Source organism: Marinitoga lauensis, assembly GCF_004135675.1.
GTDB classification, from domain to species: Bacteria; Thermotogota; Thermotogae; order Petrotogales; family Petrotogaceae; genus Marinitoga; species Marinitoga lauensis.
In genome coordinates, this window is the sequence record NZ_QHLX01000001.1 from 382,363 (window position 1) to 406,523 (window position 24,161).

General features: G+C 28.0%; 28 protein-coding genes, 7 tRNA genes and 2 pseudogenes. 20 read left to right on the forward strand and 17 right to left on the reverse strand.

The features are described from left to right. Nucleotides 1–9: 9 nt before the first annotated feature. Together arcC and DJ007_RS02090 are read left to right on the forward strand one after the other, a co-directional pair. Entirely contained in the window at nucleotides 10–951 is a 942-nt protein-coding gene (arcC, locus tag DJ007_RS02085) for a carbamate kinase (RefSeq protein WP_129408116.1), read from the forward strand. Nucleotides 952–1,040: 89 nt separating this feature from the next. After that, on the forward strand, nucleotides 1,041–1,655 hold the full coding sequence (locus DJ007_RS02090; RefSeq protein WP_276318628.1) for an HAD family hydrolase: 615 nt from the start codon (nucleotides 1,041–1,043) through the stop codon (nucleotides 1,653–1,655). A gap of 40 nt (nucleotides 1,656–1,695) precedes the next feature. Here DJ007_RS02090 and DJ007_RS02095 read toward each other — a convergent pair. The 3 genes from DJ007_RS02095 to DJ007_RS02105 form a co-directional block, all read right to left on the reverse strand. Further along, nucleotides 1,696–1,772 (reverse strand) — tRNA-Met (locus tag DJ007_RS02095). Between the two features lie 10 nt (nucleotides 1,773–1,782). After that, a tRNA-Met gene (locus tag DJ007_RS02100) sits at nucleotides 1,783–1,859 on the reverse strand. Nucleotides 1,860–1,882: 23 nt separating this feature from the next. Next, nucleotides 1,883–1,971 (reverse strand) — tRNA-Leu (locus DJ007_RS02105). A 208-nt stretch (nucleotides 1,972–2,179) separates the two neighbouring features. Between DJ007_RS02105 and DJ007_RS02110 the strand changes: the two genes are divergently transcribed. Then, nucleotides 2,180–2,389: a hypothetical protein gene (locus DJ007_RS02110; RefSeq protein WP_129408118.1), complete on the forward strand. Its 210-nt coding sequence runs from the start codon at nucleotides 2,180–2,182 to the stop codon at nucleotides 2,387–2,389. 700 nt (nucleotides 2,390–3,089) lie between these two features. Further along, entirely contained in the window at nucleotides 3,090–3,692 is a 603-nt protein-coding gene (locus DJ007_RS02115) for a GGDEF domain-containing protein (RefSeq protein ID WP_165973954.1), read from the forward strand. A gap of 30 nt (nucleotides 3,693–3,722) precedes the next feature. Here DJ007_RS02115 and DJ007_RS02120 read toward each other — a convergent pair. The 5 genes from DJ007_RS02120 to DJ007_RS14500 all read right to left on the reverse strand — a co-directional run bounded on the left by DJ007_RS02120 (nucleotide 3,723) and on the right by DJ007_RS14500 (nucleotide 5,000). Continuing rightward, nucleotides 3,723–3,799, reverse strand: a tRNA-Met gene (locus tag DJ007_RS02120). Nucleotides 3,800–3,809: 10 nt separating this feature from the next. Continuing rightward, nucleotides 3,810–3,885, reverse strand: a tRNA-Met gene (locus DJ007_RS02125). Nucleotides 3,886–3,908: 23 nt separating this feature from the next. After that, a tRNA-Leu gene (locus tag DJ007_RS02130) sits at nucleotides 3,909–3,997 on the reverse strand. Between the two features lie 68 nt (nucleotides 3,998–4,065). After that, nucleotides 4,066–4,821, reverse strand: coding sequence for an ATP-binding cassette domain-containing protein (locus tag DJ007_RS02135; RefSeq protein WP_129408120.1), 756 nt, complete (start codon nucleotides 4,819–4,821; stop codon nucleotides 4,066–4,068). 5 nt (nucleotides 4,822–4,826) lie between these two features. Then, nucleotides 4,827–5,000 (reverse strand): hypothetical protein, encoded by a 174-nt coding sequence (locus DJ007_RS14500; RefSeq protein WP_165973955.1) that lies wholly within the window; start codon nucleotides 4,998–5,000, stop codon nucleotides 4,827–4,829. 260 nt (nucleotides 5,001–5,260) lie between these two features. Between DJ007_RS14500 and DJ007_RS02140 the strand changes: the two genes are divergently transcribed. Continuing rightward, nucleotides 5,261–5,348: transfer RNA gene (locus DJ007_RS02140), tRNA-Leu, on the forward strand. Nucleotides 5,349–5,391: 43 nt separating this feature from the next. Here the strand turns inward: DJ007_RS02140 and DJ007_RS02145 are convergent. From DJ007_RS02145 to surE, 5 genes and pseudogenes are all read right to left on the reverse strand, one after another. Beyond that, entirely contained in the window at nucleotides 5,392–6,375 is a 984-nt protein-coding gene (locus DJ007_RS02145; protein ID WP_129408121.1) for a lysylphosphatidylglycerol synthase transmembrane domain-containing protein, read from the reverse strand. Nucleotide 6,376: 1 nt separating this feature from the next. After that, the gene (locus DJ007_RS02150; RefSeq protein WP_129408122.1) at nucleotides 6,377–6,592 is read right to left on the reverse strand and encodes a heavy-metal-associated domain-containing protein; all 216 of its coding nucleotides are present in this window, start codon (nucleotides 6,590–6,592) and stop codon (nucleotides 6,377–6,379) included. Between the two features lies 1 nt (nucleotide 6,593). Further along, a pseudogene (fmt, locus tag DJ007_RS19820) lies at nucleotides 6,594–7,537 on the reverse strand (methionyl-tRNA formyltransferase). Beyond that, nucleotides 7,534–8,064 (reverse strand): peptide deformylase, encoded by a 531-nt coding sequence (def, locus tag DJ007_RS02160; protein WP_129408123.1) that lies wholly within the window; start codon nucleotides 8,062–8,064, stop codon nucleotides 7,534–7,536. Before def ends, fmt begins: the two are co-directional and overlap by 4 nt. Continuing rightward, on the reverse strand, nucleotides 8,048–8,824 hold the full coding sequence (gene surE / locus DJ007_RS02165; RefSeq protein WP_129408124.1) for a 5'/3'-nucleotidase SurE: 777 nt from the start codon (nucleotides 8,822–8,824) through the stop codon (nucleotides 8,048–8,050). The genes def and surE overlap by 17 nt, the downstream gene beginning before the upstream one ends. A 269-nt stretch (nucleotides 8,825–9,093) precedes the next feature. Between surE and DJ007_RS02170 the strand changes: the two genes are divergently transcribed. The 10 genes and pseudogenes from DJ007_RS02170 (at nucleotide 9,094) to DJ007_RS02210 (ending at nucleotide 17,499) form a co-directional block, all read left to right on the forward strand. Next, nucleotides 9,094–11,031, forward strand: a complete 1,938-nt coding sequence (locus DJ007_RS02170; protein ID WP_129408125.1) for a hypothetical protein — start codon at nucleotides 9,094–9,096, stop codon at nucleotides 11,029–11,031. A 4-nt stretch (nucleotides 11,032–11,035) separates the two neighbouring features. Then, nucleotides 11,036–12,127 (forward strand): BMP family lipoprotein, encoded by a 1,092-nt coding sequence (locus tag DJ007_RS02175; protein WP_129408126.1) that lies wholly within the window; start codon nucleotides 11,036–11,038, stop codon nucleotides 12,125–12,127. A 167-nt stretch (nucleotides 12,128–12,294) separates the two neighbouring features. Then, a pseudogene (locus tag DJ007_RS19825) lies at nucleotides 12,295–13,838 on the forward strand (ABC transporter ATP-binding protein). Next, the gene (locus DJ007_RS02185) at nucleotides 13,813–14,889 is read left to right on the forward strand and encodes an ABC transporter permease (RefSeq protein WP_129408127.1); all 1,077 of its coding nucleotides are present in this window, start codon (nucleotides 13,813–13,815) and stop codon (nucleotides 14,887–14,889) included. Before DJ007_RS19825 ends, DJ007_RS02185 begins: the two are co-directional and overlap by 26 nt. Then, nucleotides 14,886–15,836 carry an ABC transporter permease gene (locus DJ007_RS02190; RefSeq protein WP_129408128.1) on the forward strand — a complete coding sequence of 317 codons (951 nt, stop codon included), beginning with the start codon at nucleotides 14,886–14,888 and terminating at the stop codon, nucleotides 15,834–15,836. The genes DJ007_RS02185 and DJ007_RS02190 overlap by 4 nt, the downstream gene beginning before the upstream one ends. Before the next feature lie 161 nt (nucleotides 15,837–15,997). Next, nucleotides 15,998–16,255, forward strand: coding sequence for a hypothetical protein (locus DJ007_RS02195; protein WP_129408129.1), 258 nt, complete (start codon nucleotides 15,998–16,000; stop codon nucleotides 16,253–16,255). 14 nt (nucleotides 16,256–16,269) lie between these two features. Next, the gene (locus DJ007_RS18675; RefSeq protein WP_276318605.1) at nucleotides 16,270–16,404 is read left to right on the forward strand and encodes a hypothetical protein; all 135 of its coding nucleotides are present in this window, start codon (nucleotides 16,270–16,272) and stop codon (nucleotides 16,402–16,404) included. Nucleotides 16,405–16,587: 183 nt separating this feature from the next. Beyond that, a complete protein-coding gene (locus DJ007_RS02200; RefSeq protein WP_129408130.1) occupies nucleotides 16,588–16,821 on the forward strand; it encodes a hypothetical protein in 234 nt (77 codons plus the stop codon). Then, a complete protein-coding gene (locus tag DJ007_RS02205) occupies nucleotides 16,809–17,102 on the forward strand; it encodes a hypothetical protein (RefSeq protein WP_129408131.1) in 294 nt (97 codons plus the stop codon). The genes DJ007_RS02200 and DJ007_RS02205 overlap by 13 nt, the downstream gene beginning before the upstream one ends. A gap of 73 nt (nucleotides 17,103–17,175) precedes the next feature. Further along, entirely contained in the window at nucleotides 17,176–17,499 is a 324-nt protein-coding gene (locus DJ007_RS02210) for a hypothetical protein (protein ID WP_129408132.1), read from the forward strand. Between the two features lie 18 nt (nucleotides 17,500–17,517). Here the strand turns inward: DJ007_RS02210 and DJ007_RS02215 are convergent, their stop codons facing one another. Beyond that, nucleotides 17,518–18,555, reverse strand: a complete 1,038-nt coding sequence (locus tag DJ007_RS02215; protein ID WP_129408133.1) for a DUF362 domain-containing protein — start codon at nucleotides 18,553–18,555, stop codon at nucleotides 17,518–17,520. 13 nt (nucleotides 18,556–18,568) lie between these two features. Then, nucleotides 18,569–19,465, reverse strand: coding sequence for an alpha/beta hydrolase (locus DJ007_RS02220; RefSeq protein ID WP_129408134.1), 897 nt, complete (start codon nucleotides 19,463–19,465; stop codon nucleotides 18,569–18,571). 129 nt (nucleotides 19,466–19,594) lie between these two features. Between DJ007_RS02220 and DJ007_RS02225 the strand changes: the two genes are divergently transcribed. Both DJ007_RS02225 and DJ007_RS02230 read left to right on the forward strand, forming a co-directional pair. After that, nucleotides 19,595–20,227: a deoxynucleoside kinase gene (locus DJ007_RS02225; RefSeq protein WP_129408135.1), complete on the forward strand. Its 633-nt coding sequence runs from the start codon at nucleotides 19,595–19,597 to the stop codon at nucleotides 20,225–20,227. 61 nt (nucleotides 20,228–20,288) lie between these two features. Continuing rightward, nucleotides 20,289–20,840: a deoxynucleoside kinase gene (locus DJ007_RS02230; RefSeq protein ID WP_206076045.1), complete on the forward strand. Its 552-nt coding sequence runs from the start codon at nucleotides 20,289–20,291 to the stop codon at nucleotides 20,838–20,840. A 30-nt stretch (nucleotides 20,841–20,870) separates the two neighbouring features. On the opposite strand, the gene msrA is transcribed toward DJ007_RS02230, so the two are convergent. Further along, the gene (gene msrA, locus DJ007_RS02235; RefSeq protein WP_129408136.1) at nucleotides 20,871–21,371 is read right to left on the reverse strand and encodes a peptide-methionine (S)-S-oxide reductase MsrA; all 501 of its coding nucleotides are present in this window, start codon (nucleotides 21,369–21,371) and stop codon (nucleotides 20,871–20,873) included. Between the two features lie 122 nt (nucleotides 21,372–21,493). Between msrA and DJ007_RS02240 the strand changes: the two genes are divergently transcribed. The 3 genes from DJ007_RS02240 to DJ007_RS02250 all read left to right on the forward strand — a co-directional run bounded on the left by DJ007_RS02240 (nucleotide 21,494) and on the right by DJ007_RS02250 (nucleotide 23,828). Continuing rightward, on the forward strand, nucleotides 21,494–22,231 hold the full coding sequence (locus DJ007_RS02240) for a SagB/ThcOx family dehydrogenase (RefSeq protein WP_129408137.1): 738 nt from the start codon (nucleotides 21,494–21,496) through the stop codon (nucleotides 22,229–22,231). Between the two features lie 345 nt (nucleotides 22,232–22,576). Next, on the forward strand, nucleotides 22,577–23,026 hold the full coding sequence (locus DJ007_RS02245) for a hypothetical protein (RefSeq protein ID WP_129408138.1): 450 nt from the start codon (nucleotides 22,577–22,579) through the stop codon (nucleotides 23,024–23,026). 55 nt (nucleotides 23,027–23,081) lie between these two features. Continuing rightward, nucleotides 23,082–23,828, forward strand: a complete 747-nt coding sequence (locus DJ007_RS02250) for a hypothetical protein (protein ID WP_129408139.1) — start codon at nucleotides 23,082–23,084, stop codon at nucleotides 23,826–23,828. Nucleotides 23,829–23,900: 72 nt separating this feature from the next. Here DJ007_RS02250 and DJ007_RS02255 read toward each other — a convergent pair whose 3' ends face one another. Next, nucleotides 23,901–24,158: a hypothetical protein gene (locus DJ007_RS02255; RefSeq protein WP_129408140.1), complete on the reverse strand. Its 258-nt coding sequence runs from the start codon at nucleotides 24,156–24,158 to the stop codon at nucleotides 23,901–23,903. Between the last annotated feature and the right edge of the window lie 3 nt (nucleotides 24,159–24,161).

The following is a 24,161-nucleotide window of genomic DNA, read 5'->3' on the forward strand; positions in this document are numbered from 1 at the left end:
GGGAAAAGAATGAAAAAGTTAGCAGTTGTTGCTATAGGCGGAAATGCTATGAATAGACCTGGTGAAAAGCCTACAGCAGAAAACATGTTTAAAAACATTAAGGTTACAGCATCATATCTTGCAGATATGATAGAAATGGATTATGACATTATTATCACACATGGAAATGGACCACAAGTTGGAAATCTATTATTACAGCAGGATATAGCTAAAGATACAATCCCACCATTTCCAATGGATGTTTTGGGAGCTATGACGCAGGGATATTTGGGATATATGATTGTTCAAGAATTAAAGAATGTATTGAAAGAAAGAAAGATTGAAAGGGATGTTGCTGCAGTAGTTACACAAATAGTTGTTGATAAAAATGATCCTGGATTTCAAAATCCAACAAAACCGGTAGGTCCTTTTTATAGCGAAGAAGAAGCAAAGAAAATGATGGAAGAAAAAGGTTGGATTTTTAAAGAAGATGCTGGTAGAGGTTGGAGAAGAGTTGTACCTTCACCAATACCTTTAGATGCAATAGAAAAAAATACAATAAAGGATTTAATTGAAAAAGATGTTATTGTTGTTGCAGGAGGTGGCGGTGGAATACCTGTTATTATAGAAGAAAATGGTGAAATAAAAGGTGTTGAAGCCGTTATCGATAAAGATAGAGCTTCCGCATTATTAGCAAAAATTTTAAATGCTGATGAATTTATTATTTTAACTGCAGTTGAAAAAGTTTATTTGAATTTCAACAAACCTGATCAAAAGGCTTTAGATACTATTACTATTACAGAAGCAGAAAAATATATTGAAGAGGGACATTTTGCAAAAGGTAGTATGTTACCCAAAATAGAGTCTTGTATTTCATTTGTAAAAGATTCAGGAAAACCAGCTTTAATTACTGATATGGAAAAGTTAAAAGATGCTTTAGAAGGTAAAACTGGAACAAAAATCATACCATAATAAAATTTAAAACAAACCATTGTCTGGATTGTGAATCTCTCCCTCTCCCCACAATCCAGACCTTTTTATTTGGAGGTGAAATTATTTATATTTTTTTAGATTATGATGGCACATTAATTAAAAATCCTGAAGAGGAATTTCAAAATTATTATTTCAAATCTTTTTTGGAATATTCAAAAATAAGCGATAAAAACGTCATTAATATTATCCTGGAATCAACTGTAGAATTAATAAAGAAAAATGATGATAAAGAAAATAATTTAGACTACTATTTATACTTAATGTCTAAAAAAAGTGGAAAAGATGGAAAATATTGGTATAATTTATTTTTTGATTTTTATGAAAATGAATTTCCAAAACTAAAAAAGATTATAAAACCACATGATGAATTACTATCTCATGTTAAAAAAACTTCTCATAAATTGATATTTGCTTCAAACCCTGTTTTTCCCAAAATAGCAGTTGAAAAAAGACTTTCTTTTATTAATATGGATTTTGACGATTTTGAATATGTATCTTATATGGAAAATTCACATTTTTGTAAACCTAATCCAAAATTCTTCAATGAGATACTTAAAAAATTAAACATCGATCCAAAAGATTGTATTATGATTGGTGATAGCGATTTCGACAGAGCAAGTTTAAAAGCTGGAATAGAATTTATTCATATTAATGAAGACTTAAAATGGAAAAATATATTATAATAAACAAAAAGAGCAGTCAATCGACTGCTCTTTTTGTTTATGGTGGCGGCGAAGAGACTCGAACTCTTGACACTGCGGGTATGAACCGCATGCTCTAGCCATCTGAGCTACGCCGCCATAAAAAAAATGGTAGCGGGGGCAGGATTTGAACCTACGACCTTCGGGTTATGAGCCCGACGAGCTACCAGACTGCTCCACCCCGCACCGCGTAGTAGAGAAAATAAAAATGGTGCCGAGGGTGGGACTTGAACCCACACGAGTGTCTCCACCCAACGGATTTTAAGTCCGCAGCGTCTGCCAATTCCGCCACCTCGGCAACCTTCTTCGGTTATTTCAACCGTGATTATTTTATCATTTTTTATCCCTTTTGTCAATACCTTTTAGTTACAAGTTTTTTAGGAATTTATTGGTATTTTCTAAATATTATAAATAATCTTTCAAAATAAAATTTTATTTCTTTATCTTGCTTTTATGTTTTAAAAATAGTATAATATCGTTGGTTATTTTTATTTTGGGGGAATTTTATGAAAAAGTATCTTCTTTCTCTGATAGGCTTAGCATTATTTTTATTAATATATTTTATTAGTTTTTATTCGAATAATATAGAAGGTTTTAAATTGAATACCTGGTATGATGAAAAAGGAAATATACTGCAAGTTCCTATAATAAAAGAATTAAAAGGCAAAGACATAATTTTGAAAACTACTTTTCAAAAGGTAACTATGATTATATAATATTCCCAGAAATTTCTGGAAATTACGCAGAAATATATTTAAACGGAAAAAAATAGGTATTTTAGGATTTAACAAAAATAATCTTTTTAATCTTTACCTTAAACCTTTTTTAATTCCTCTAAATGATTTAAAAGAAAAAAATGAATTAAAAATTTTAATTTATGATCTTTATAAAGGTGGAATAAAATAACTCCTGTATTAATTGATAAAAGCAAACTATACAAATTCAGAATATTGCATTTTGTTAATTATGAAATAATTTCTGCTATTGGTGGAATAATTTTCTTTTAATCATTTTAATTATAAGTTATATTTTTTATTTAGAAAAGGCTGAAAAAAGACATTTTTTCAATTATCTCATATCATTATCTTTTCTTCTTATAGGAACACGCGATTTTTATTATTTTCTTTAGGAGATGAGCTTTCTTATCTAATTATAAAGAAAATATTTTATATTTCAACGCTATTGAGTTTTATTACTTTTTTAAATAATATAGATTTTAAATCTAATAAAAGCAAATATATAAATATGTTTATCAAATCATTGGCATTTATTCCTATTATATTTTATCTAATTTCTAAAGATTATTATCAGTTAATGAATTATTATAACCTGTTCTCATGGATTCCGGCATTTTTATTGATATACATCATTTTTATTTATAACAAAAACAATAAATATACTATACTCTTTTCTTTTTTGGTCTTAACTATAATTAACGATTTAATTTTAGCCAATCATCCAATAAAAAATACTAAATTTTTATTATCATATGGTATATTTTCATATACTGTTTTTGTAGGACTATCTTTAATAGATGAAATTAGAAATGCACATATAAAAATTAAAGAAATCTCTCAAAAAGTATTTATAGATCCTTTAACAGGTGTCTATAATAGATATATATTAACAAATATAGAATTAAATGAAAATGATGTTATTGTTTTCTTCGATTTAAATGATTTAAAAAAAATAAACAATAAACACGGACATAAAACAGGTGATGAAGCTTTAATATTCCTTGCTAATACACTAAAAGGATTTTTAAGAAAAGATGATTATATCATAAGACTTGGCGGAGATGAATTTGTTGTTATTATGAGAAATTGTAATATTTCTAAATCAAAAGAAAAATTTGAAATTATTCAGAAACATTTAAAAGAATTTAGAATATCTTTATCTATTTCTTATGGTATAGTTCAATATAAAGATTCTATAGAAAAATCATTAAAAAGAGCCGATAAATATATGTATAGAATGAAATCATCAATGAAGAAATCAAAAAGTTATAAATATAAATAAAAATGGCTCCTTTTGGAGCCATTTTCGATATGGTGGCGGCGAAGAGACTCGAACTCTTGACACTGCGGGTATGAACCGCATGCTCTAGCCATCTGAGCTACGCCGCCATAAAAAAAATGGTAGCGGGGCAGGATTTGAACCTACGACCTTCGGGTTATGAGCCCGACGAGCTACCAGACTGCTCCACCCCGCACCGCGTAGTAGAGAAAATAAAAATGGTGCCGAGGGTGGGACTTGAACCCACACGAGTGTCTCCACCCAACGGATTTTAAGTCCGCAGCGTCTGCCAATTCCGCCACCTCGGCAACCTTCTTCGGTTATTTCAACCGTGATTATTTTATCATTTTTTATCCCTTTTGTCAATACCTTTTAGTTACAAATTTCTAAATTTATCCCCTTCAAAGTTAATAATAAATTCTTTTGGTGTTGAATCAAAGATGATTCTTCCTTCTTTTAATACAATAATTCTGTTACATATATCAAGATATCTAAATAGATTTCTTGTGGCAAATATTAATACTCTGTTTTGATTTATATCACTTATAACATCTTTTATCTTTTTTAATAATACATCATCAATGTGATCTAAAATAGAATCAAACATAAAGATATTAGGATTTCTTGCTAAAGATATGAAAATCAACAATGATAATTTATCTGCACTTGACCAATTAGATAAATCATTATAATATTTTAAGCTTTTCAAATCAACAAATTTATTCATTAAGTCTAACTTCTTTAACAACGATATATGCTCATAAGATAACGAATGAGGACTGACACCTAAAGACACTTTCAGCAATTCCTTTAACGATATATAGTTTAAATTTTGCAAATATTGTGGTTCTGTATAAGTAATATTGCTTCGTAAATATTTTTTTTCCTGTTCTCTAACATCTTTTCCTCTATATTTTATATCTCCTTTTCCATATACATTACTGAACAATTCTTCATTTAAATGCACAAATGCCCTTAAAAGGGCTGATTTACCGGAATTTCTTTCGCCATATATCAAAACCGATTCATTATTATATAATTTTAAATTAATGGATTTCAACACTTCTTTATTATTCATATATAATGAAAAATCTTTTATCTCGATTATTGGTTTATCTTCTTCATAAATCATATACTTCACCCATTATTTTTTAACTCTTCTTTTTTACTTTTAGCATTCACGTTTTGAATGGAATTGAAGAATCGTTTTTTAGTAAAATCCTTTAATTCTTCCTCATTCTCAATTTTTTTTATTTCCTTTAAAAAATCATACTGAGATAATGTATTTATTTTAGCATTTTTATATTCCATCAAAACACCTCCTTAATAAATAATAATACAAAAATATATACATGATTTTGAAAAAATATTTATTTTACCAACACACTTTGTAAATTTTTTATAATTTTCTCTCTTATTAAAATTTTTCACAGGAGAATTTTGAATATGATTTCGTCTATGTGAATAAAAAATAAATATTATATCAGATTTTTCATTTTTATCATTCTCTTATTAATACCCTAAAAAAGTAGTTGACAAAAATAAAAGTTATTGTATAATATGTAAGGCTTGCCGAGGTGGTGGAATCGGCAGACACGCATGGTTGAGGGCCATGTGGGAGTTTATCCCGTGCGGGTTCAAGTCCCGCCCTCGGCACCATAAAAAAAGGAACCATTACGGTTCCTTTTTTTGTTATATAAATTTATGATTTTTTGTATTTATGATTGAGTAACACTACTATCCCACCTATTAACAATACATAATAATAAGTGGTCAATCTCCATAATACGATTGTTGAGCTTACTCTTTCAGGAGTTAAAATATCTGAAAATAGCAAATAAAAAATACTTTCTGCTCCTCCTGAAGTACCTGGCGTTGGAATAATAGATGAAGTCACCTGAGTAATTAGCGATTTAAATACTATCTTCAACGTTAAATCTTTACCAAAACCCTTTAGAATTACTGGTAGCACTAAAAATGAGCACGAAAATTGAATCACACTTAAAATAAATATTAAAACAATTTTTAATACTTTTCTGGATTCCATTTTAAATACATCAATAAATGTTTTTACTTTAAAAATTATTTCATCTATATGTTTTTCGGGATTTTTTAATAATCCCACTTTTTTCAGAAATTTTACAAAAAACAATGTTGTATTTATAGCAGCTTTTTGATTAATAACATAAAATAATATTAAAAAAATAGCCAATGAATTTAGCAATATTCCTAATGTTATCCCCAAAGTTACACCATATGAAAAATGATAAATAGAATATATTACTGCTATCAAACCCAAAAATGCCATATTTATTTGAAAGATAAACGTTTTAAAAAGTATCATTGCTGTAGCCTGTCCTGGATCAATCCCATATTTAGAAATATACAAAATTTGAAATGGTTGCCCTCCAGTATAAAATGGAGTCAAATAACTATAAAATTGTCCAATAAGAGTAAATTTTAAAGAATGTTTAAATGACATTCTGTTTAATAAAAATTTTATTATTAAACTCTCAATAATCCATTTTATAGTTATTATAAATAAGCCTAAAAATAAAAACAAATAATTATATCCTAAAAAAGACTGGATACTACTTGTAAATCCTTTTATTCCTGAAATTAGAATAAAAACCGTAAGTGTTGCTACAAAAGCAAATAAAAAACCAAATATATACTTCTTTTTCATTTTAATATTTCAACTCAAAACCTTTTGTTTTTAATTTATTACTAATCTCTTCCCTTGAAACTTTCTCATCATCATAGGTTAATTCAACTGCACCAAATGCTCTTTCAATTTTAAATTTTATAATACCGTCAATTTCCTTTAAAACTTCTTCAATAACCTCAGCATCTTTCTCTGTTTTATAACCTTTTATCATATACATGTTAAAAGTTTCTGCCATATCACTCACCCCTTTTTATGTTTTTTAATATATCTCCAATATTTATTTTTCTTCCATTATATGCATCAAAAAAATTTATAGCTTTTTTTCCAGGAAATTGGATTTTTTTTACTTTAATAGTTCCATTTCCAGTTGCAATTACAGCACCATTTTTATCAATATTTAATACTTTCCCCGGAAGTTCGGTTTGCATGCTATCTAAAGATGCATGGAACAATTTAATTATTTGTCCATTAAGTTCGGTTTTAGCACCAGGAATTGGGTCATACGCTCTAATTTTATTAAAAACCTTGTCATTAGTATCATACCAGTTAATATATGTATCTTCAACACTAATTTTAGCCGCATAAGTTGCTTCATTATCATTTTGATAAATTAATCTTTCGGTGTATTTTTCAAAGTTACTTAAAAATTCTACCAAAGATTCGCTACCAATTTTTGCAAGTCTATTATATAAAGTCTCAAAGTTATCCTCTAAATAAATTGGCGTTTCTTTTATATAAGCAATTGGTCCTGCATCTAATTCTTCAACAATTTTAAAAATGGAAATACCTGTTTTGCTTTCTCCATTTTCAATAGCCCGCTGTATTGGAGCTGCACCCTATATTTTGGTAATAATGAAGCATGAACATTCCAACAACCGTATTTGGGTAAATTTATTACTTTTTCCTTTAATATTTTACCATAAGCTACAGTGATTATTATATCAGGTTTTAAATTTTGTAATTCTTCAAAACCAGATTTTAAATTTACACTTCTTGGTTGAAAAACAGGAATATTATGTTCTTGAGCTATAATTTTTACAGGTGTAGGAAGAACCTTTTTACCTCTTCCTTTAGGTTTATCTGGTTGTGAAAATACACCAATTATATTGAATTTGTTATCTATTAATTTTTTTAAATGTATAGCAGCAAAATCTGGTGTCCCCATAAACACTATTCTCATTTTATTTCAACTTCCCCTAATTCTTTAGCTATTTTTTTTCCTTCTTTCATTAATTCTTTAATTTTCCCTTTTACCCTGGCTTTAGAAGCAGTGCTTACTTTATCAATAAACAATATACCTTCAAGATGATCATATTCGTGTTGAAAAATTCTTGCGGTATATTCATGTAGTTCTTCTTCGATTATATCCCCATTTTCATTTGTATATTTTACTCTTACTCCTTCTGGCCTTTTTACATTTAAAAATATTCCCGGAATACTTAAACATCCTTCCTCAAAAGTAGTTTCTTCCCCTAAAAATTCTATTATCTCCGGGTTTATAACCTTCCTCAATTGTTTTCCATCATCCATTATAAAAAATCTTTTACTTATTCCAACTTGTGGAGCTGCCAATCCAACTCCATCTTCTCTATACATCATATCAGTCATAATTTCTAATAATTCTAAAAAGTCTTCATCTATTTTTTCAATTTCAGTAGCTTTTTTTCGTAAAACGGGGTCTCCAATTAATCTAACCTTTAAATCCATCTTTATCCTCCTTAAATTTTTTTAATTTTTTCATATATTCAAAATCTGTCAAAAATGACTTTATTGGTGTTATCGACACATAATTTTCTTTTAAAACAAAATAATCCGAATCTTCTTCATTATCATCCTCAATTATTTCACCTAACATCCAATAATATGTATTTCCATATGGATCTTTTCTTGGTTCAAAATAGTCACGATATCTTCTTTTGCTTTGCCTTGTTATTTTAGAGCCTTTTAATTCAGAATAGTCAACGTTAGGAACATTTATATTCAAGGCACTAAATTCTGGCATATCAATAATCTCATTGTTTTCTAAGAAGTTAAGAATAAATTTTGCTGCTGTTTCATAATTTGGGTTTTGATAATTTGCTGAAGAAACCGCTATTGCTGGATAACCATTCAAAGAACCTTCTAGTGCACCTGAAACTGTTCCAGAATACAATAAATCAGTTCCAAGATTGGGACCTTTATTTATACCGCTTATTACCATATCGAAATTTATATCTTTATATATAGCTTCTAACCCTAATTTTACACAGTCAGCAGGTGTTCCATTAACTGCATAACCTAAAAATTCATTATTCAAAAATATTTTTTTTGCCCACAGCGGATTTCTAATAGTAATAGCATGACCTGTAGCACTTCTTTCAATATCTGGTGCAACAACATAAACATTATGTTTTTTTTCCAATTCTTTCTTTAATATAAAAATTCCTGGTGCCATAATCCCATCATCATTTGTAACAAGAATATTCACAATATCACCCCAAGTTTACAATTTGTGAAAATTTTAATTGAATTTATCCTATTTTACTATATTATACCATTCAAAGTTTAAAAAAGGGGATTAGTTGCTTTAAACTTTGAAGAAATATGTTCAGATAAAATTAATGCCATAAATTTAATAGAAACTGTGATTTATCTGTCTTGAAATTTAAAAAAAAATATGATAATATCCTTGTGCATTTTTTTTTAAGTTTATGATATAATAATTATAGTAATTGAAATTTTTTAGGAGGTGCTTTTGTGAAAAAGATCGTAGTAATGACCGTATTCTTTCTTATTGCATTAAGTATATTTTCACTTAATATGGCTAATATAAAAGCTGATTATGCAAAGTATATTAACGAATATACGAGCCATTCGGAAAATTTCAAATGGTTTTTTAATGAATTAAAAAACATGGGATTATACAAATTTTATAAAACTCAAATGGTTGGAAGTGCTGAATATACTGATAGGCCATCTTACATTTCAAAACATCTTTCCTCAATAGCTGAAGAACATCGCTTTAATTCTCTAGAAGAAGAAATCGCATTTGCCGGATTTCTCGCTTATGTTCAAAGCGATCTAGCAGGAAAAAACTTAACTGAAGAAACTATCAGATCCTTGCCTGCTTTTTATTTAGCATTAGAAGAATATTCCTCTTATTTACAAGACACTGGATTTCTTTATATTAAAAACGCTATTGCATATTCTTTAGGCTTAGTAAAAGATTCTCCAAATAAAACATTAACAAAAACAAGAATGAAAAATAGGCGTGCTAAACTGGAATCTCCGGAATATTATATATATGAAGGAAATCCAGATGAGTTTTTTGATAATATTATTTCGAAAAACAAAGATACTTTGGAAGAAGGTATAAAAGAAATTTCTCAAATGAAAGTAACTGGTGAGGATTTAGAAATTGAAATAGACGATTTAGCATCTAAAGTTTTATCCTTTGTACCTGGAACTATAAAAAACGATACTCTACAAATAATAAATATCTTTTTAAACAATGCAGAAGTTAAAAAAAGCAAGGAATGGATTAGATTTGTTATATACTTTGCTCTGATATTAATAATTTTCTTTTTAAGGAAAAGAGAATTATATAAATGGTTATTTATGGGTATTGCGATTAGCGAATCTGTATATATATTAAATTATTATAATTTCTCAAAAGATATGATTACATCATTTATTTATGGTGCTTTTTTACTTTTAGCTTTTGCGCTTATATTAATAACTATGTTCTTTAAGGCATTTGGAAGAAATGTTCCTTTAACCAAAAGAATAATAAATATATCTTTAATCACAATAATACTAATATTAATGAACATACCTCTTTTCAATAATATTCAAGAAATAAAAATGGAAAACAATCCTGATTTCCATGATTCAATAATGCAAAAAACATTGCTTAATGATGTTTTATTGTATCCATATTCTTTTGTACATAAAGATGTTGCTTATATTGATTCACAATTATCAGCCGAATATTCTGATATTAAATACATTTATAACTCCGCTCTAAAAAAATTCTTAGTTGATTCTGGAAAAAATAAAATTTTAGACTATTTAAATTATGAAGATGGAAAAGTTAAAATTGACTTATTAAAAGAAGGCTTATATCTTGAAAATTATGAAGTATATAATAAGCTAACCGATAATCTAAGAAAAGTTTTAGAAGAATTTGAAAAGAACTCCCAAAAAAGAGTTAAATATATAGAAAAAGGATTAAAAACTTATAACGCACATACTGAAAATATTTTGAAATATTCTGATGATAAATTTAAAACATTATTCCAAACAAATTTAGAAACTAAATTAATAAAATCAAGCATTTTGGCTAATTATAAACCAAATTTACTATCAGTTTTTTCATCTAAAACAAATGAATCTATTAATATAAAACCTCTTATTTCAGATTGGGGAACAAAAATTTTATTATTATTGGTTTTAGGATTTTTATATTTTTATCTAAACGAAAAATTCCTATTTAAATTAACAGGATTAACAATAATGACAATAGCATCTTTATTAGCATTTGTAAAACCTCACACAATTCATATATTATCAGAATTCAAATATCCTGTTTTAAATGCTCAAACATTTAGTGTAAATATAATATTTGGGTTATTAATGTTATTATTTACCGCTTTAAGCGGATTACAAATTATCAAATTCTATAAAGGGAGGTAAGGTTATGAAGAAAGCTGTACTTTTAGTTTTATTGATGGCATTAGTTGTTTCTTCATTTGCATTCAAAGTTATCATGGTATCTGACGTAGGGGGTTTAGGTGACAAATCATTTAATGATGGAACATGGGCTGGTATTTTAAAGGCAAAAGATAAATACGGTATTGACGTTCAAGTTATTCAATCAAAAGAACAAAGTGACTATGTTGATAACTTATCAAATGCTGCAAAAGAAGCTGACGTTGTTGTTGCTGTTGGATTCATGATGAGTAATGCTTTATTTGATGTTGCACCTCAATATCCAGCAACAAAATTCATCGGTATTGATATCGCTCCTCCAGAAGGTGGAAAAGTTCCTAAAAACGTTCAATTATATTTATTTAAAGAACAGGAATCAGCATTTTTCGTAGGTTACTTAGCTGCAGCTATGACAAAAACAGGTAAAGTTGGTTTTATTGGTGGTATTGCTATTCCTCCAGTTGAAAGATTCAGATATGGTTATATGGCTGGTGTAAAGGCTTATAATGATATTTACGGAGATAATGTTGAAGTTGTAGTAGGATATACAGAATCATTCACAGATGCTGCAAAAGGTAAATCAATGGCATTAGCACAATATGCAGAAGGTGCAGATATTATTTTCGCAGCAGCAGGTGCTTGTGGAAATGGGGTTATTGATGCTGCAAAAGAAAAATCATTAAAATTGTATGGTATAGATGCAAATGCTGATTTAGCAACAGTTATCGATAAATACTTTGAAAAAGGCGAAGGTTATTTTGCTATTGGTGTTGACTCAGATCAAGATTACATGGCACCAGGATATGTATTAGCAAGTGCTTTAAAAAGAGTTGACAACGCATCATATTATGGTGTAAGAGACGCATATAGAAACAGATTTAAAGGTGGATTACAAGTATTAGGTGCATTAGAAGATGGTGTAAGTTTATCTCAAATGAAATATACAAAAGGTTTAGTTCCTGCAAGAATATTAGCAGAAATTGAATACTTAAATTATGCAATTAAATCTGGATTATTAGTTGTTCCTGATAACGAAAATGATTTAAACAACTTCTCAGCAGATATTGAATTTCCATTCTAATTTAATCTAAATTTAGGGCGGGGTAATCCCGCCTTATTTATAAATTTTAAACATTAATAGTTTGTAAATATTGAAGTCCTTCAATATTTATAAGCTATTAATGTTAGGAGGTGTAAAAGTTGAGTATAGATTTATCTTCCATAAATAAAAAGGAATATGCTGTTATAATGAAAGATATTGTAAAGCAGTTCCCAAAAGTTTTAGCTAACGATCACGTTAATTTTCTAGTTAAAAAGGGAGAAGTCCACTCAATTATAGGTGAAAATGGTGCAGGAAAATCTACTCTTATGAATCAATTATATGGACTATACACACCAACATCAGGAGATATTTTTATTTTTGGTGAAAAGAAGGTTTTTAGAGGACCTGGAGATGCTATTAGATCTGGTATAGGTATGGTTCATCAGCATTTTATGCTGGTCGATACATTAACAGTAGCCGAAAATATTGTTCTTGGCTCAGAACCAAAAAGTGGTATGGTTTTTGACCTTAAAAGAGCTCGAAAAGAAGTAAAGGAACTTTCAGAAAAATATGGTTTATTTGTAGATGTTGACGCAAAAATTGAAGACATACCTGTTGGAATGCAACAAAGAGTTGAAATCTTAAAAACCATATATAGAGGGCAGAAATTCTTATTTTAGATGAACCTACTGCTGTTTTAACTCCTCAAGAAACTGAAGAATTATTTGGAATTATCAGAAAATTAAGGGAAGATGGAAAAACAATTATATTCATTTCACACAAATTGCATGAAGTTATGGAAATAAGTGATAATATTACCGTTATGAGATTAGGTAAAGTTACCGGTAATGTTGCTGCTAAAAATACAAATGCAAGAGAATTAGCAAATATGATGGTTGGTAGAGAAGTTGTATTAAGAGTTGAAAAAAGTGCAAAAAAACCTGGAAAGGTTGCTGTGGAAGTTGATAATTTGTGGGTAAAAGACAATAGAAATCTGGATGCAGTAAGAGGTATTAGCTTTAAAATAAGAAAAGGTGAAGTTTTAGGTGTTGCCGGTGTTGCTGGTAATGGCCAAACTGAATTAGTAGAAGCTTTAACAGGATTAAGAAAAATAGAAAAAGGTAAATATATATATAATGGTGAAGATGTTACTAAAAAAACCGTTAGAGAATTGAGAGAAAGAAATATAGGACATATTCCAGAAGATAGATATAAATATGCTATGGTGAAAGAATATCCTAATTATTATAATTTAATTCTTGGAAAACATTATAAAGAACCTTTTGCAAAAAATGGATTTTTAAATCATAAAGTTATCAATAAAAACGCAGAAATATTGATAAAAAGATTTGATGTTAGACCACCAGATGGAACTATCCCAACTGGTAACTTATCAGGAGGTAATCAGCAAAAAGTTGTTATTGCTAGAGAAGTTAGCTTTAACCCTGAATTTATTGTTATTGCTCAACCTACACGTGGATTAGACGTTGGAGCAATTGAATATGTTCATAAAGAAATATTGAATTTAAGGGAAAAAGATGTCGCAGTGCTATTAGTATCAATGGAATTAGAAGAAGTATTATCTCTTTCAGATAGGATAATTGTAATGTATGAAGGAGAAATAATGGGTGAAGTAAAACCAGATGAAGTAACAATTGAAGAACTTGGTTTAATGATGGCAGGACATAGAATAGAAGATATCAAACTTGAAGAAAAGTTGGCACATGGAGGGGATCCAATTGAAAAATAAACTCTCAAAAAATGCAATGAATATCTTAGTACCTGTTACTTCGGTAATAATTGCTCTATTTATTGCAGGAATTGTTATACTTTTAATAGGTAAAAATCCTTTAAGTGCTTATTGGGTAATGTTAAAGGGTGCTTTTGGAAACAAGGCTGCATTAGCTGCTAATATTTCCAAAATGATGTCACTTGTTTTAACTGGTTTAGCTGTTGGATTTGGATTTAGAGCAGGTATATTTAATATAGGTGCTGAAGGTCAATTAATGATGGGAGCAATTTTTTCAACAATTGTGGGACTTAACTTAGGAGGAGTTTCACCTGTATTTGCTATCCCTATTACAATGTTAGCTGGTATTCTTGGTGGCGCTTTTTGGGCATCTATTGCAGGTTATTTAAAGGCTACAACAGGTGCTCATGAAGTTATTACAACAATAATGCTTAACTGGATAGCTGTTTATTTAACAAATTATTTTGTAGCTGGTCCATTAGCTGTTGGTCAGGGAGTTCCTAAATCGCCTGAAATTGCTCAAAGTGCTCAATTACCACCTTTAATGACTGTTCAGGCTACAACTTTACCTTCTGGTATTATTGTTTCAATTATAGCAGCAATATTAGTTTATATATTATTGGAAAAAACAACAACAGGTTATGAACTTAAAGCTGTTGGATTCAATCCTTATGCTGCTGAAGCTGGAGCAATATCTTTAAGCAAAAATATTGTTTTAACTATGGCTATTAGTGGCGCCTTAGCAGGATTAGCCGGTTCAATGGAAGTTATGGCAATCCATCATAGAATTTTTGGCGACTTTAGTGGCGGTAAAGGTTTTGACGGTATTTCCATCGCTTTAATAGGTCAAAATAATCCTATTGGTATTATATTTGCTGCATTTTTGATTTCTTCCTTGAGAACAGGATCAAACGCAATGCAATTTGCCAAAGTTCCAGATGATATTGTTACCATAATTCAAGGTATTATTATATTCCTTGTTGCTGCTGATAGAATAGTTAGAACCTTTATATTGAAATTTTCATCTCCTAAAGGTGGTGAATCTAAATGAATGTATTCCAGGCTGTTTTTTATAGTTTATCAACTCCTATTTTTTATAAATTAATGTTAATAAGTGCAACTCCTTTAATATTTGCTGCTCTTGGTGGAGTTTTCAGTGAAGTAACTGGTGTAACAAATATTGCTTTAGAAGGTATTATGAAAATAGGTGCTTTTACAGCTGTTGTTTTTACATTTTATACTGGTAATCCATGGTTAGGACTTCTAGGAGCTATTATTGCTGGTGTGATGTTAGCATGGTTACACGCTTACGTTTCTATTAGATGGAGTGCAGATCAAATTGTTAGTGCTACTGCTTTAATTCTTATTGCAAGTGGTTTATCTGCATTTTTGATGGAACCTATATTTGGTCATTCTGGACAGACAGATTTTGTTGCTAAAATTCCTAAAGTTAAAATACCAGCTATACAAAATGTTCCATTTTTCGGTCAAATTTTTGACGAAATGAGTATATTTGTTTACTTGGCATTTATAGCTGTGGCATTAAGCTGGTTTTTAATATATAAAACACCTTTAGGATTAAGAATGAGAGCTGTTGGTGAAAATCCAAAATCTGCAGATACTTTAGGTGTTAATGTCTTTAGAATTAGATATTTTGGTGTATTAATGAGTGGTGTTTTGGCTGCTTTTGCTGGTGCTTATTTAAGTATTGGAGAATTAGGTCAATTCCAGGAAAACATGCCAAGTGGTAAAGGTTTTATTGCATTAGCTGCCATGATTCTTGGTAACTGGAATCCAGTAGGTGCAATGTGGGCTGCTTTATTATTTGGTGCATCAGACGCCTTAAACATTCAATTACAATCTATTCTTGATATACCACCAGAAATGAAAGCTTTACTTAACTTATTACCATTCGTAATTACTATAATTGTTGTTAGTGGATTTGTTGGTAAAACAAGACCACCAGCAGCAGATGGTGTTCCTTATGAAAAAGAATGACCTTAAAAAGCCGAGGGAATCGGGCTTTTTAAAATATAAAATTAAAAATAAATTTTGAATTTTTATTTATCCGGTTGCTTATAGCAACCGGATTTTTTATTGTATTTTAATATTTTTTATGATATAATTTGTTCGTAATACTAACAATAAGGAGGCGTCTTATGACTTTAACTATCTCTTTGGCTCACTTTCTTGCAGATTTTTTTAATTCTTTTTTTAAACCATTAGGACCTTATTTTATAAATAAATTTAATATTGACAGTCGAACATTTACCACATTAATTACTTTAATTGGTGCATTTTCATCTATTCTTCAAGTATTCTTTGGTCTGTATTTTGATCGAAAAAAAAGAGATGGCGTTTTTGTTGTTATTTTATTATTTATAGAAATCTTATTAATTTCTTTACTGGATTTGTAAATAGCTTTTATATATTGCTAGTTTTAATCTTCTTTATAAGGCTGTTTAACTCTGCTTTTCATCCAGTTGGAGCCAGCTTTGCTGGTAGATTAAATAAAGGAACTCATGTAGCATGGTTCTCTGTTTTTGGAACCTTTGGGCAGCATTAGGCCTATATTTATTACAACATATATTAAATTTTTAGGCATTAAAAACTTATATATTGTGGGTATTATTAGTGGTTTATTATTAATATTTTTCTATAAAAAATTATGGAAATATGAAAACATGAAATATCAGAAAAAAGATTTCCTTCTTTAAAAGAAACAATAGTATTATTACCAGTATTTTTAATGGTAGCTTTAAGAGGATTTATAATGAATATTTTTCATACATTTGTTCCTATATATCTCAGTCAAAAAGGTTCTGGATTAATTATTGGTGGAGCTACATTAACTATAGGTATGATAATAGGTATGTTTACAAATTATTATGGAACATATTTAAGAGATAAACTTGGAATAAAATTTATTAATTTTATCGGTTTTTGGGTATGGGAATATCTGGTATATTTATGGTATCTATAAATTCAGAAATATTTAGAATTATTTCTTTTTCTGCATTTGATGCTTTTGGTTTCTTAACAATGTCAGCCAATTTGGTTGAAGCACAATTTTTAATGCCAAAAAATAAAAGTTTTGCATCTTCAGTTTCCATGGGTTTTGCATGGGCTATAGGTAATTTTGTCTCAAGTGGGTATTCAGCAGTTTTTGGAAATAAGGTAGGATTTGTACTATTCAGTGTAAGTGTATTTTCAATATTCCTTGGTATTATCTATCCTCTAATGTATAAAAGAAAAAGTATTTAATTATTTTGTAACAACGTTGAAATTTATTATTCCTTCAAATATTATATACTATAAAAAAATTAGGAGGAATTTTATGTATTTCAATGATGATTTTGATAATTTTGAAGAAATTGATGATTTTGATAAACTATTTGAAAAAATGAACACGGTCGAACAACAATGCCCCACATGTATACAATGCGGATATTGTTGCAAACATACTCCATGTTATTATGGAAAATGGAATGAAGAAAAACAACAATGTGAATATCTAACAGAAGACAATAAATGTAGTAAATACGATGAAATTGTTGAATATGAAAATAGTATAAACTTAAAGGTAAAAATGTTTGGAAGTGGATGTTGTCTTAATTATTTAAATCCCGTTAGACTAAAAATATTACGTGAAAAAAAGTGAGCAAATTTGCTCACTTTTTTATATTAATCGTCTTACTAATTTTATAGCATCTTGTGGACAAACTTCATGGCAGACATAGCATCTAATACACTTTGAATAATCAATAAATTTATTATTGTCGATATCAATAGCCTGTGCTGGGCATCTATTCTCACAAATTTTACATGCAACACATTTATTTTTATTAATTTTTGGAACCCTTTCAAAGATTCTTGTAAGATTTGTTACTGTCTCAAAAATTGGAGCAGTTAAAGGTAATTTTATTTTCCCTCCTTCCCAATCGCTTTCTAATTCATAATGTGGAATTAAACCTCTTTTCATTGCTTCTTTTGTAATATAAACATACTTTTCTTTTATATTTAAAGCTTTTATTATTGCGTGATCTAAAACATAAGCATTTTCTGAAACACCTATAACATTAAACCTTTTTATAAAACCATTAGCTGGACCATTTCCTTCCATACCAAGAATACCATCAATAACATTCAAAGTAGGATTTACAATGTTATGTATATCAATTAAAACATTAGCAAAATTTGTATTTGTTTTTGCTCTAAAATGCCATGCGGATTTTTCCTTACCTACAACACATCCAAAGGTATTTTTTACTGCTAAAGTCATAATCATTTGCACATGTGTTTTTAACTTTGCAACATTAATGATTTTATCTGCTTCCAATACCTTTTTTGAAATCATAATACCTTTATAATTTTCTCCATCTACTTTAACTGGCTCATCTAATTCAACCAATGGAACATCATATTTTTTGCATATATCATAAATACCATTTGCTTTTGCCGCCTCTAATGCGGTACTTGTTGCAGGACTATCTCCTAAGTATGGTTTAGTACCAAGATCAAGCAGAAATTTTAAAATTACTTCAATAATCTTTGGATGAGTTGTTATCCCTGTTTCTGCCTGTCTTGGAGACAAAAGATTTGGTTTAACCAATACTTTTTCACCTGTTTTGAATTTATCGGAATATTTTTTCAAAAGAGGCAATAATACTTCTTCAGCCTTATTATAATCGGTACATCTTTTTAAATATACATTCATTATTTCTCACCTCTTATTCTTTCAAAAAAGTTAGTGTTTTTCTCAGGATATATTTTCTTAATAAAAATGATGATAAATGTCCTGTTGGAATAGAATACAGTTCTTTTTTCGCATTTATAATATTATATAAATCCATAGTAGAATTTTTTGGTATAAAAATATCAAACAAAGCTCTAAACATAATTGTTGGTGTTTTAATAAACTTTGCGAAAGTCATTGGATCATATTCGAAACAAGCAATTGGGGCTTTGTCTAATTCAATATCTGGTTTATTTAAATTCTTCAAATATTCTGGATATTCATTTTTATGATAGAGCAGACACTTTTCCGGGTTACATTCTTTATTTTCTTCATATTGAACCCTCAAAACACCAGTTACAAAGCTCTTCCACGTAATATGATAAAAATTTCCACCAGTAACAGCCAAAGACAATCCCTTAATATCATTTCTTAAAGAAGTGGCTATTGTTGAAACCATACCTCCAAAACTGAAACCCATTAAATATAAATCTCCTTTAAATCTTTCCTTTAAATAGTTTAACGTGGTTAAAATATCTACAACCGAATGTTCAAAACGGGATCTTAAAATATAGTTATCTGTCGTTGACAAAAACAACTCACCACTTTTATGACCTTTTGGTGTTCTATCAAAATGGTATGGCAAAATCATTAAAGCACTATTATAACCATTTCTAGCAAAACTCTCTGGAAACCATTTTAAGTATTTCAAATTTCTTGTTCCTAATCCATGAATAAATAATAATGTTTTATTGGAATTTGCATTATAAATATATATGGGAATTTTGGAAGATTCAGGATACTCACATGGATAATTAGATTTTAAAACTACAACATTGTCAAACTCTTTCAATACTTTTGGATTATTATCATAATTTTTTGCAAATATCATGTTACACCTCACAAGTTATAGTATTTGTGATAATAATAACTACAATATATAGAAAAATTTAAAGAAAAATAAAGATAAGATACATATTTTTAATATATAATATATTATACCACTTTTGGAGGGGATTATATGGAAAAAATTGCAGAATATTTTAAAGATAAAAATGTCAGAATAAACATCGAAGGAAATATTGGAAGTGGAAAGACAACTTTAGCAAATGCCATTTTTTATAAAATTAATGCTGATGAATTAATACTGGAAGAGTTTGAAAACAACCCATATTTGCCATTATTATATAAAAATGAAGATGTTGGTTTTCAAACTGAAATGTTTTTTTTGGTATCAAGATATAAGCAATACCATAAAAATACATCTTCAAAATTGGTTGTTTCAGACTATGATATGTTAAAAAACAAAATTTTCGCAGATATAACAATTACTAAGCCCAAAGAAAAAGAAAAATTCCTAAAAATCTATGATATATTAACAGAAGATATATCAAAACCAGATGTATTAATATATATAGATACAGACGTTGATACTGTAGTTGAAAGAATAAAAAAGAGAAATAGGGATATGGAAAAAACAATTGCCAGAGAATATCTGGAAATGGTTGATAAAGGTTATAAAAAATATTTTTCCAATTTAAATGACTATATATACATAGATGGAAATAATTTTAATGTTTTTGATGAAAATCAATTAAAAGAATTATTAGAAAATATAGTAAATTATTTGGAGGGGAAAATATGGGTAAAATGATAGTTTTGGCAGGAAATGTGGGGCAGGGAAATCCACTTTTACAAAGGTATTATCAGAAAGATTGGATTTTACACCATATTATGAATCAGTAAGTGATAATCCTTTTTTAGAAGATTTTTATAAAGATCAAAAAAAATGGTCATATCATTTACAAACATTTTTCTTATTTCACAGATTTAACAGCATAAAACGAATTATAGATTCTGATGATAATGCCATCTTAGATAGATCAATATATGAAGATGCAGAAATATTTGCCAGAAATTTATATAATAATGGAAAAATGAGTGAAAGAGAATTCCAAACATATAGACAAATATTTTATACCATGCTCGAATATCTTAAAAAGCCAGATTTATTAATTTATATAAAAACAAGTGTAGATACCGTAGTAAAAAGAATCAAAAAAAGAGGAAGAGATATGGAAATGGCTGTTCCAATAGAATATTGGAAACAATTGGATGATTTATACAGAGATTGGATAAAGGATTATAATCAATCAAAGGTTTATATCGTTGATGGAGATGAAATAGATATTGTTGAAAATCCAGACTATATTGACAAAATAGTTCAGGATATATCAGAATTGTTAGAATTAGAAAATGTAAAATAAATAATATGAATAGCCGCATCACGCGGCTATTCATATTATCTTAAAATTAATCCAAACATTTCTTTTATAATGACAATATGGTTTTTTGCCAGTTTTTTCATAATAATCCTGATGATAATCTTCAGCTAAATAAAATTCTTTTGCTTCTTCTATAAAAGTTTCTACAGTATATTTTTCTTCTAAAATCTTTTTCAATTTTTCAGCAATTTCTTTTTGTTTTTCATTAGTATAAAAAATAACGCTTCTATACTGAGTTCCAACATCTGGCCCCTGCCTATTATACTCAGTAAAATCATGTATTTCAAAAAAATATTTAATTAGTTCCTCTTCAGAAATTTTATCTTTATCAAAAACAACTTTAACAGTTTCTGCATGTCCTGTTCTTTCTGTACATACATCTTCATATGTAGGATTTTCCATTTTTCCACCCATATAACCAACTTCTGTATCAATAACGCCATCTAATTTTTTAAATAAATGTTCTACACCCCAGAAACAACCTGCAGCAAAATAAATAATATCTTTATTCATAAATATCACCTCTATATTTATTATAAAATCAAAATATGTTCTTTTTATTTCTTTAATTTGAATATAATTTATCCTATTTTGTGTGTTATAATCAAAATAGAATATTTCAGGAGGTGGAGAAAATGAAAAAATGCGGAAGAGATGTATTAAAATCAAACTGGAAAATGTTAGAAGTTGAAAAACCAGATAGAGCAAAAAAAATACCTATTCCTCCATATATTAAACCATATAGTGAAAATAGTGAATTTATAGATCTTATACCGCCAGAAGACATATCTTTAGGCAAAGTAGATTTAAAATCCGTTCTAAATAATAGAAAAAGTAGAAGGGTTTTTGAAGATAAGCCATTAAATTTAGAAGAATTATCTTATTTATTATATTACACACAGGGTGTAAAAAGCATTTTAAAAAACAAAGTAACCTTTAGAACAGTTCCTTCTGCAGGAGCAACACATCCATTAGAAACATATTTAATAATTTTTAATATTGAAGGAATTGAAAAGGGAATATATAGATATATTCCAACAATACATAAATTACAATTATTAAAAAAAGGAGATTTTTCAGAAGATGTAATTAAAGCAACATTAGGACAAACGTTTATTGGAAAAAGCGCAGTTGTTTTTGTCTGGACAGCTATTCCGTATAGAACAGAGTGGAAATATTCATTTGAATCACATAAGACAATAGCAATTGATGCAGGACATACATGTCAAAATCTTTATTTAACTGCAGAATCTATTAATTGCGGCACATGTGCAGTTGCAGCATATGATCAGGAATTAATGGATGAATTAATTGGTGTTGATGGTCAAGATGAATTTGTCGTATATTTAGCACCAGTTGGAAAAATAAAATAGAACAAATATACTCTCTTAAAAATCCAGGAATATTTTATTCCTGGATTTTTTATTTATATTAATTAATCTAAGATATATTAATAATATGTAAAAAAAATTTATTTATATAACTATCATATTTGATTTGTTCTTATTAAGTGATATAATTTAAATAAGAGGTTAAAATATCAAAAATAACTACAGTAGTTTTTATGGAAGAGAAATAATTATATTTATATTTTCAATTTTATCCGCATTTTTTATGATAATTTCATAAAAAGTGAAATAAAAAATATCTTGAAGTTTAAATATAATTGGGAGAGCATTAGAATTATTACTAACAAAGCTTAAATAAGAGGTGATATCTTGCTTGGTTTTATTACTAAATTAATTATAGGATTTATGGCTTATAATTTAATTTTAGTAACTGCTTTCGCCTTGTTATATTTATTTTTAAAACCATTTGATAATCTTAATAGCAAAATTTATTATTATATTATTATAATTATATTTTCTTTATTATTCCTATATTTATGGACTTTATGGTCTGCATATTGTAGTACGTTAGTTATTGTTTACTCAAATTTTAGCACTCATAAATGGTTATATATTATATTAGGATATTTAGGTATTATGAGTATATATAATTTGGATTTTGAAGATGATTATTTTAGCACTCCAAAAGGAGAAAAATATAGAAATTTTATAATTATTTTCTTTAGAATATATTTACTTTTTTCATATATAGTATTTCTTAAAAATAATGATTTGGCTAAGTTAGTATCTGGAGATTTATTCAAATATTTTGGATTGTAAATAGCAAAACAGTGGGTTCAAGCAATTACGATTATTAATAATTGGGGGATAATTTATGAAAAAGAACATTTTATTAAAGTTCATTATTTGGGGAATATTAATTTTAGATTTAATTTTTGTTTCTTTTTTATTTTATAAAATAAGTGTTGAAGATGAAGGATTATTCAATTCATATATAAGTCTTTTTTTAAATTATATTCCACCATTAATAACAATTTCTCCATTTATTATTAGTCAACTAATTAATGCATATAAAATAAAAAAACAAATGAAACCCATATTATTTTTAAAAATTCATTCTCAAGAAAAAGAAAATATAAACTTTATGGTATTTAATTATTCTAACAATCCTGCTTTTAATATTGAGGTAGAGATTTTAAAGAACAAGAATGTTGTAAATGCATTAAACAGCTTTAAAAAGCGAAAAAAGAAATTTGAAAAAGCTTTAGAAAAGTTATATAAAAACACTATTTCTCAAGATAATAAATATTTTATTGATGTTGTCGCTAAAGATTTTCCTCATAAATATATTCAAATTAGTATGAGAGATTTGCTAGATTATTTAAAAGCATATTTATATGATTTAATCAATGAAGAAGATTTATTCTTTCCAATTAAGTTCACATATCATAACGAAGATCAAATTATTTTCAAGGAGTTGTTTAAAATATATTTCGAATTTGAATTTTCTGGTAAAAATAATACACCAAATAAAAAAGAAATAATTCATTTAATAGAAAACGAAAACATTTCTTTTAATTTAAAAATAAAAAAAATTTTGAAGGTTGAGTTAAATATGTAGAAGAGGTTTGTAATGATTATATTGAATTTAATAAAAAGATATTAAAAATAATAAAATAGTGGAATAGCTGAGCTATTCCACTATTTTATTAATTCTTTCTATGAAGAAATCTCTGTCTATTGGGGTGAATATTTCTTGAGGGTAAAGATATATGTTGGCGAATATTTCATCAATTGGGTCAATTACTAATTTTATATTTGTGCCATTTATATAATCCACAATTTCTTTAAGAAGTTTTATAGAATCTTTGTTATCTGTGTTTATTTTGAATTTCCATGTTTCTATTTTTTCTCCTTTTATTTCAAGGACTTCCATTTCAAATTTTTCCACAAA

Coding starts and splice junctions, on each gene's coding strand:
- DJ007_RS02240 (WP_129408137.1), top strand. CDS start 21,494: ATGAAAAAATGCGGAAGAGATGTATTAAAATCAAACTGGAAAATGTTA.
- arcC (WP_129408116.1), top strand. CDS start 10: ATGAAAAAGTTAGCAGTTGTTGCTATAGGCGGAAATGCTATGAATAGA.
- DJ007_RS02210 (WP_129408132.1), top strand. CDS start 17,176: ATGTATTTCAATGATGATTTTGATAATTTTGAAGAAATTGATGATTTT.
- DJ007_RS02225 (WP_129408135.1), top strand. CDS start 19,595: ATGGAAAAAATTGCAGAATATTTTAAAGATAAAAATGTCAGAATAAAC.
- DJ007_RS14500 (WP_165973955.1), bottom strand. CDS start 5,000: ATGGAATATAAAAATGCTAAAATAAATACATTATCTCAGTATGATTTT.
- DJ007_RS02250 (WP_129408139.1), top strand. CDS start 23,082: ATGAAAAAGAACATTTTATTAAAGTTCATTATTTGGGGAATATTAATT.
- DJ007_RS02110 (WP_129408118.1), top strand. CDS start 2,180: ATGAAAAAGTATCTTCTTTCTCTGATAGGCTTAGCATTATTTTTATTA.
- DJ007_RS02150 (WP_129408122.1), bottom strand. CDS start 6,592: ATGGCAGAAACTTTTAACATGTATATGATAAAAGGTTATAAAACAGAG.
- DJ007_RS02145 (WP_129408121.1), bottom strand. CDS start 6,375: ATGAAAAAGAAGTATATATTTGGTTTTTTATTTGCTTTTGTAGCAACA.
- DJ007_RS02190 (WP_129408128.1), top strand. CDS start 14,886: ATGAATGTATTCCAGGCTGTTTTTTATAGTTTATCAACTCCTATTTTT.
- DJ007_RS02200 (WP_129408130.1), top strand. CDS start 16,588: ATGGTAGCTTTAAGAGGATTTATAATGAATATTTTTCATACATTTGTT.
- DJ007_RS02135 (WP_129408120.1), bottom strand. CDS start 4,821: ATGATTTATGAAGAAGATAAACCAATAATCGAGATAAAAGATTTTTCA.
- DJ007_RS02215 (WP_129408133.1), bottom strand. CDS start 18,555: ATGAATGTATATTTAAAAAGATGTACCGATTATAATAAGGCTGAAGAA.
- def (WP_129408123.1), bottom strand. CDS start 8,064: ATGGATTTAAAGGTTAGATTAATTGGAGACCCCGTTTTACGAAAAAAA.
- DJ007_RS02195 (WP_129408129.1), top strand. CDS start 15,998: ATGACTTTAACTATCTCTTTGGCTCACTTTCTTGCAGATTTTTTTAAT.
- DJ007_RS02220 (WP_129408134.1), bottom strand. CDS start 19,465: ATGATATTTGCAAAAAATTATGATAATAATCCAAAAGTATTGAAAGAG.
- DJ007_RS02185 (WP_129408127.1), top strand. CDS start 13,813: ATGGAGGGGATCCAATTGAAAAATAAACTCTCAAAAAATGCAATGAAT.
- DJ007_RS02205 (WP_129408131.1), top strand. CDS start 16,809: ATGGTATCTATAAATTCAGAAATATTTAGAATTATTTCTTTTTCTGCA.
- DJ007_RS02175 (WP_129408126.1), top strand. CDS start 11,036: ATGAAGAAAGCTGTACTTTTAGTTTTATTGATGGCATTAGTTGTTTCT.
- msrA (WP_129408136.1), bottom strand. CDS start 21,371: ATGAATAAAGATATTATTTATTTTGCTGCAGGTTGTTTCTGGGGTGTA.